Source organism: Mycobacterium sp. TH-M82, assembly GCF_057473605.1.
In genome coordinates this window covers 1-6,569 of the sequence record NZ_JBYCKY010000062.1, presented here as the reverse complement: position 1 = coordinate 6,569, position 6,569 = coordinate 1, and the positions used below count along the sequence as shown (strand labels likewise).

Annotated in this window: 7 protein-coding genes and 2 pseudogenes; 7 read left to right on the top strand and 2 right to left on the bottom strand. The window is 67.1% G+C overall.

All coding sequences use genetic code 11. The annotated features are described in order from the left end of the window. Positions 1–99: 99 nt before the first annotated feature. Positions 100–597 (bottom strand): annotated as a pseudogene (locus AC2VON_RS02000) (IS110 family transposase); the annotation flags it as partial. Positions 598–799: 202 nt separating this feature from the next. On the opposite strand from AC2VON_RS02000, the pseudogene AC2VON_RS01995 reads away from it, so the two are divergent. From AC2VON_RS01995 to AC2VON_RS01965, 7 genes and pseudogenes are all read left to right on the top strand, one after another. Beyond that, positions 800–955 (top strand): annotated as a pseudogene (locus AC2VON_RS01995) (type II toxin-antitoxin system Phd/YefM family antitoxin); the annotation flags it as partial. 92 nt (positions 956–1,047) lie between these two features. After that, positions 1,048–1,446, top strand: coding sequence for a type II toxin-antitoxin system VapC family toxin (locus AC2VON_RS01990; protein WP_486951437.1), 399 nt, complete (start codon positions 1,048–1,050; stop codon positions 1,444–1,446). Between the two features lie 373 nt (positions 1,447–1,819). Then, on the top strand, positions 1,820–2,047 hold the full coding sequence (locus AC2VON_RS01985; protein ID WP_486951436.1) for a ribbon-helix-helix domain-containing protein: 228 nt from the start codon (positions 1,820–1,822) through the stop codon (positions 2,045–2,047). Further along, entirely contained in the window at positions 2,044–2,460 is a 417-nt protein-coding gene (locus AC2VON_RS01980; RefSeq protein ID WP_486951438.1) for a type II toxin-antitoxin system VapC family toxin, read from the top strand. Before AC2VON_RS01985 ends, AC2VON_RS01980 begins: the two co-directional genes overlap by 4 nt. 224 nt (positions 2,461–2,684) lie before the next feature. Further along, positions 2,685–2,831 carry a hypothetical protein gene (locus AC2VON_RS01975; RefSeq protein ID WP_486951435.1) on the top strand — a complete coding sequence of 49 codons (147 nt, stop codon included), beginning with the start codon at positions 2,685–2,687 and terminating at the stop codon, positions 2,829–2,831. 190 nt (positions 2,832–3,021) lie between these two features. Continuing rightward, on the top strand, positions 3,022–3,603 hold the full coding sequence (locus tag AC2VON_RS01970) for a DUF3000 domain-containing protein (RefSeq protein ID WP_486951434.1): 582 nt from the start codon (positions 3,022–3,024) through the stop codon (positions 3,601–3,603). 1 nt (position 3,604) lies between these two features. After that, entirely contained in the window at positions 3,605–4,879 is a 1,275-nt protein-coding gene (locus tag AC2VON_RS01965) for an HRDC domain-containing protein (protein WP_486951433.1), read from the top strand. Between the two features lie 26 nt (positions 4,880–4,905). On the opposite strand, the gene dxs is transcribed toward AC2VON_RS01965, so the two are convergent. Continuing rightward, positions 4,906–6,569, bottom strand: a 1,664-nt coding sequence (gene dxs, locus AC2VON_RS01960; RefSeq protein ID WP_486951432.1) for a 1-deoxy-D-xylulose-5-phosphate synthase, incomplete at its 5' end; no start/stop codon positions are given.

The window sequence follows — 6,569 nt, the reverse complement described above, 5'->3', positions numbered from 1 at the left end:
GGCTATGCCGACAAGATCGTGGCCCACGCCGACGCCGATGCGCTGCGCCGGCGCCGCGAACAGCAGGCCGACCGGGAGTTTTCCATCTGGGACCACGTTGGCGGTGACCGGGTCGGTGGCGTTGGACACGTCGGGCCGCCAGGCCGCCAGGACCCGAATCAGTTGCATGCGAGTCAGGTTGCGGACCTGGTCGCGTAGCTCCTCGGGAGCCGCGATGATGGTCATGAATAGCAGCTGCAGGGTGTTGCGGCGTTCTCGTATCGCGTGTGCCCGTGCGACTCGAAGCACCTGAAGCGCTTCCACCGCAACGTCTTTGGACTTGGGGATAGCCGTGCGATGCTGGTGCAGCACGGCGCGTGCGGTGTTGATCGCGTCGAGGTCATCGTCTTTTCCCTTGCGGCGCCGATCGGAGCGGTCGGGCCGGTCGACCTCAAGGATGCTCACACCGGCTTTGGCCAGATGCCGCATCAGACCGGCACCGTAGGAGCCGGTGCCTTCGACGCCGATGCGGGCCAGCTCGCCGAACCCGGTGATCCAGGCCAGCAGGGCATGATAGCCGGTAAGGGTGGTGGAAAAGCTACGGGTCCCCAGCACGGTCTCACCGCGACAGCTCTTTGTGGGTATCTACCCCAGGAACGCCGGCAGGTCCAGTCTCACTGCCGTAGCGGTGAATTTCGCAGTTCGCACTGGGTCAGTCACGGCAGAGCGAGTTAACGGCCCTCATCCGTCCTCAACCTACTCCCGTCCCGGGATTTAACATCGTAGACAAAAGTAGACAATTCCCTGGTAATCTAGCCTCATGAAGTCGATCTCCGTCGGTGAACTGCGCCAGAATCCTGCTTCAATGATCGCCGACCTCGAAGGGGGCGAGCCATACGCGCTGACCCGCCACAACCGCCGGATCGGCACAATCCTTCCCGCCGTCTCGTCGGCAGCCCTTATTTCCCGGAAGGCAAGCGGACCCGCACGTACCCGCATAATCGCCCGGCATGACCTCACCACGGCATCGACCATCGATGAGCTTCTCAACGAAGAAAAGGGCCTGTGGTGACTTACCACTACCTCGACAGCTCCGTCGCCGTACGCATCATGCTCGGCCATTCGGCGTCAGCAGCCCAATGGTTCGACAGCACGACCGGCAGAGACGACGATCGCGTCGTTTCTTCACGCATCCTCCGCACCGAGATCACCCGCGTATTACGGCGGGAGAGCTTGCCGGTCGCCGACCGCGACCAGATTCTGGATTATCTCGACACGATCCCGCTCGACCACGCCGTTTTGCAGGAAGCGGAAGCAATCATCCCTCACATTCGCTCGCTCGACGCCATCCACCTCGCGTCGGCGTTGCGTTCCGGCCTCGATGACCTGGTTGTCACCACCCACGATGTGACTATGAAATCAGTGGCTATGACCCTTGGGTTCCGGATCGCCGATCCGGTGGAATAGCGCACGCCCAGTCGTGACCAGACCACCCGCGCCGCCGGGTCGCACGACAGAATCGCCTCGCGACAGGCTCGACACACGTGAGGGGGTAGTTTCCGGACTCGTCACCAAGCTTAGATCACTCTGTCGTTTCGACCATGGGTCACGAACAAAATGGCTGGTGAAAGCATCGGCGAAGGTGTGGGGTGTTGTTTGCAACAGCCGAGGGGTACCTCAAAGTGCTGTGTTGAAAACGAGACCAACCGGGCCAAGCCTGTCTTCGAACGCAGCCAACCGTCGTGCCGTTCTGACAACGAGGGCTATCCCGTGTCAGGCGAGGTGAGTGGCGGTGGGTACTTCTGGCCGATACGTGGCCAGCTGGCGTATGCTGGCATACATGAAACGGACGACGGTCAAGATCCCTGACGCGCTGGATGCTCGTCTGCGGCACGAGGCTCGGCGACGGAATTTGACCATCTCGGACGTCAGCCGTGAAGCGCTCGAGGCGTACCTCGGCGTGACCGGTGGCCGTCGGCGCCTCAACGCAGCGGCCGTCGGCCGTAGCGGCCGTAGCGATGTCTCCGAGCGTATCGAGGAGATTTTGGCTGCCGAGGCCGGGCCATAGGGGCAATTGTTGTCGATGCGGGTCCTCTCTATGCCTACGTCGACGCCGACGACGCTCACCATGTGTCGTCGCTGGAGCTTCTGCAGACCCATCCGGGTCCGTTGATCGTCCCGACACTCGTCATCACCGAGGTGGTCTACCTGCTGGGTACCCGGCTGGGCGTCGAACCTGAGGTGCGATTCCTCGCCGACTTGGCCGATGGTGCGTTCATCGGCGAGTCGGTAGCTGCGGGCGATTGGTTGCGGATCGCTGAACTTGTTGCGCGGTACCGCGACCTGCCGCTTGGCACCGTAGACGCTTCCGTGGTGACCACAGCAGAACGGTTGGGTATCACTGAGATCGCGACCGTCGACCGCCGTCACTTCACCGTCGTTCGTCCGTCCCATATCGAGGCTTTCACTCTTCTTCCGTGAATCCACCCGATGCCGGCGGAGTCGTTTCGCGCCGGCGGTTGGTCAGATCATGAACGGGCCTTCGTTGACGCTCCAGCACCCGCGACAGGGGGGTAGTTTCCCGGCTTGTTAGAAACCTCAGCGCCCTGCTCTTTCCCGCCCTGTGCATCCCCACCGGTGACTTCACCCCGCCTGAAACCACACCCGAGCCGCCCACCGACCGCTGCGCCGGCCGCACCGCCGTGATGCCCCAACGCCGCCGCACCCGCGCCCAAAACCGTGCCCGCTACATCGAAATCGAACGCCGAAAAAACCGCACCGAACGCCAAGCCCAGGCCTCCGCCCGCGCCGGGCCCGACCACTACCCTGACGACGACCCACCACCGTCCTGAGCACCGGGGACTCCACCAGCTAACCGGCCGGCCTCCCCGGGTCGGCGCGCCTGTCCCGGCCTGTCAGTGGGTGGGGCTAGCGTGAAACGTTGTGACCCGCGCCGTCGACGATGCAGTGGGGGTACGCCCCCGCGAGCGGGAGGTGCCCCCACCCGCTTGCGGGGGACGAAGCGATGAGGAGGAGCGGCAAGTGACGTCAGCCGAGCCGGCCCCGTTTCGCGAAGCGGTGCAGGCGATGTCTGCCGCCGTGGTGCGGTCGGAGATCGAGTTGGGCCCCATCCGGCCGCCGCAGCGCCTCGCGCCGTACAGCTATGCGCTGGGTGCGGAGGTCAAACACCCGGAGGCCGAGACTGTCCCGGAGCAGTCCGAGGGTGACGCCTACGGACGACTGATCCTGCTGTACGACCCGGACGGCATCGACGCCTGGGACGGCACCATGCGCCTGGTGGCCTACGTCCAGGCCGATCTCGACTCCCACGAAGCAATCGACCCGTTGCTGCCCGAGGTGGCGTGGAGCTGGCTGGTCGAAGCACTGGAGTCGCGTACCGAGCACGTCACCGCACTGGGCGGTACCGTCACCGCGACCACCTCGGTGCGCTACGGCGATATATCCGGGCCGCCGCGCGGACATCAGCTGGAACTGCGCGCATCCTGGACCGCTACCACGCCCGAACTCGACGCGCACGTCCAGGCGTTCTGCGCGGTACTTGAATACGCGGCGGGGCTGCCGCCGGCCGGGGTGACCGACCTGGGTGCACGAACCCGCGTCTGACATGGCGTCTGACCCGTCAGATTCGGCTACCGAGCAGCCCGAGCCGACTCCGCTGACGCACCCGGCCAGCGGCATACCGCACGTGTCGGTCACCGCCGCCCAGGTCGCCTCGGCCGCAGAACTGCTGGCCGGTGGCCACGGGCCTTTCGCGGTGGACGCCGAGCGGGCGTCGGGCTTTCGCTACTCCAACCGGGCCTACCTGATCCAGATCCGGCGCGCCCGGGCCGGCACGGTGCTGATCGACCCGGTCGGCGACGCCGGCGACCCGGCAACGGTGCTGCGGCCGGTGGCCCAGGTGCTGGGCGAGGACGAATGGATTCTGCACGCCGCCGACCAGGATCTGCCGTGCCTGGCTGAGGTCGGCATGCGGCCACCGGCGTTGTACGACACCGAGTTGGCCGGCCGCCTGGCCGGCTTCGAGAAGGTCAACCTCGCAACGATGGTGCAGCGGCTGCTGGGGTTGACCCTGGCCAAGGGTCACGCCGCAGCCGACTGGTCCAAACGTCCGCTGCCGCCGGCATGGCTCAACTACGCGGCGCTGGATGTCGAGGTGCTGATCGAACTGCGTCGGGCGATCGCCGAGGTGCTGGCCGAGCAGGGCAAAAGCGAGTGGGCCGCACAGGAATTCGACTATCTTCGGGCGGTGGGCGCCAGGCGTGCCGCCGCTTCGACCCGGCGAGACCGGTGGCGGCGCACGTCGGGCATTCACAAGGTACGCGACCCGCGTCGGCTCGCCGCGGTCCGCGAACTATGGACGGTGCGCGACCGGATCGCGCAACGCCGGGACATTGCGCCGCACCGCATACTGCCCGATTCGGCGATCATCGCCGCGGCCGTTGCCGCCCCCGGCACCGTCGACGAGCTGATCAAACTGCCGGGATTCGGTGGGCCCAGGCAGCGCCGCAGCGCCCGGACCTGGCTGGCGGCGCTGGCCGCAGCGCGCGACAACCCCGATCCGCCCCAGACGGCCCAACCGCAGAACGGCCCGCCCCCGGCGACCCGATGGGCCAAGCGCAAGCCCGAGGCCGCCGCCCGGTTGGAGGCGGCCCGCGCTGCGCTGAGCGAGCTGTCTCAGCAAGTAAAGGTGCCCACCGAGAACCTGGTGGCGCCCGACCTGATACGACGGCTCTGCTGGGACTGGGAACCGGCGACCGGCCCCGACGTAGCGGCGGTCGCTGTGGCGATCGAAGAGTTTCTCCGCACCGGCGACGCCCGGGCCTGGCAGCGCGAACTGGTGGTCCCGGCCCTGGCGACGGCGTTGCAGCCGACCGTCTAATAGTTCACGGCTTTCAGCGGTGCCGGTTAGTCCAGGTGTTCGCTGCTCTCCAGCTCGGTGGCTACGGCACTGCCCAGGGCGGCGACCCAGCCGGTGATCTGGCGGGCCACGTCCTGCCCGGTCAGTCCTGCCTCGGCGAGCACCTCACCCCGCGAGGCGTGCTCGTAAAACCGCTGCGGTAGCCCGACATCGCGGCAGGGTACGTCGATCTCGGCACGGCGCAGCGCCGCCGACACCGCCGACCCCACCCCGCCGCTGCTGCCGTTGTCTTCCAGCGTGACCACCAGTTTGTGCTCGCGGGCCAGGTCGGCCACCACATCGGAGACCGGCAGCACCCAGCGCGGGTCGATCACGGTCACCCCGATGCCCTGGTTGTGCAGCCGCTCGCCCACCGCCAACGCCATCGCCGCGAAGGCACCGACCGCCACCAGCAGCACGTCGGCGGTCAACCCGTCGGCCGGAACGGCGAGCACGTCGACCCCACAGCGCCGCTGCACAGCCGGAATATCCTCACCCACATCGCCTTTGGGGAACCGGATCGCGGTCGGCCCGTCGCCGATGTCGAGCGCCTCACCGAGTTCTTCACGCAGCCGGGTGGCATCGCGTGGAGCGGCCACCTGCATGCCGGGCACGATCCCCAGCATCGACAGATCCCACATGCCGTTGTGGCTGGCGCCGTCGTTGCCGGTGATCCCGGAGCGATGGAGGACCAAGGTCACCGGTAGCTTGTGCAGCGCCACGTCCATCATGATCTGGTCGAAGGCGCGGTTGAGGAACGTCGAGTAGATCGCTGCCACCGGATGCAGCCCGCCCATCGCCAGCCCGGCTGCCGATGTAATCGCATGCTGCTCGGCGATGCCAACGTCGAACATCCGATCGCCGAACCGCTGCCCGAATGCGGTCAGCCCGGTAGGGCCGGGCATGGCCGCAGTGATCGCGACGACGTCACGACGTTTGGATCCGTACTCGATGAGCGCATCAGAGAATGCGGACGTCCAACTGGGCGCCGCCACCGTGGTGGCCGACCCGGTCGCCGGGTCGATCACCCCGCATTGATGCATCTGCTCGGCCTGGTCGTTCTCCGCCGGCGCGTAACCCATCCCCTTGCGGGTGACGACGTGCACGATCACCGGCCCACCGAAGCCGCGGGCGTGGCGCAGCGCGGACTCCACCGCGTGTTCGTCGTGGCCGTCGACCGGGCCGACGTACTTCACACCGAGGTCGGTGAAGAGCGGTTGCGGGGACAACGCGTCCTTCAGCCCGGCCTTGAGGCTGTGCATCACCTGGTAGCCCAGCTCGCCGACGACCGGCATCCCGCGCACCGCGCCGCGGCCCTTCTCCAGCAGCTTCTCGTAACCGGGCTGCAGTCGCAGCGCGGCCAGGTGCTCGGCGAAACCGCCGATCGTCGGGGCATAGCTGCGGCCGTTGTCGTTGACGACGATGACCACCGGCCGGTGCGCCACGGCGATGTTGTTCAGCGCCTCCCAGCACATGCCCCCGGTCAGTGCGCCGTCGCCGACCACCGCGACCACATGCCGGTTGCGGTGCCCGGTCAGCTCGAACGCTTTGGCCAGCCCGTCGGCGTAGGACAATGCCGAGCTGGCGTGGCTGGACTCCACCCAGTCGTGCTCGCTCTCGGCACGCGACGGGTAGCCGGACAGTCCGCCTTTTTTGCGCAGGGTGTCGAAGT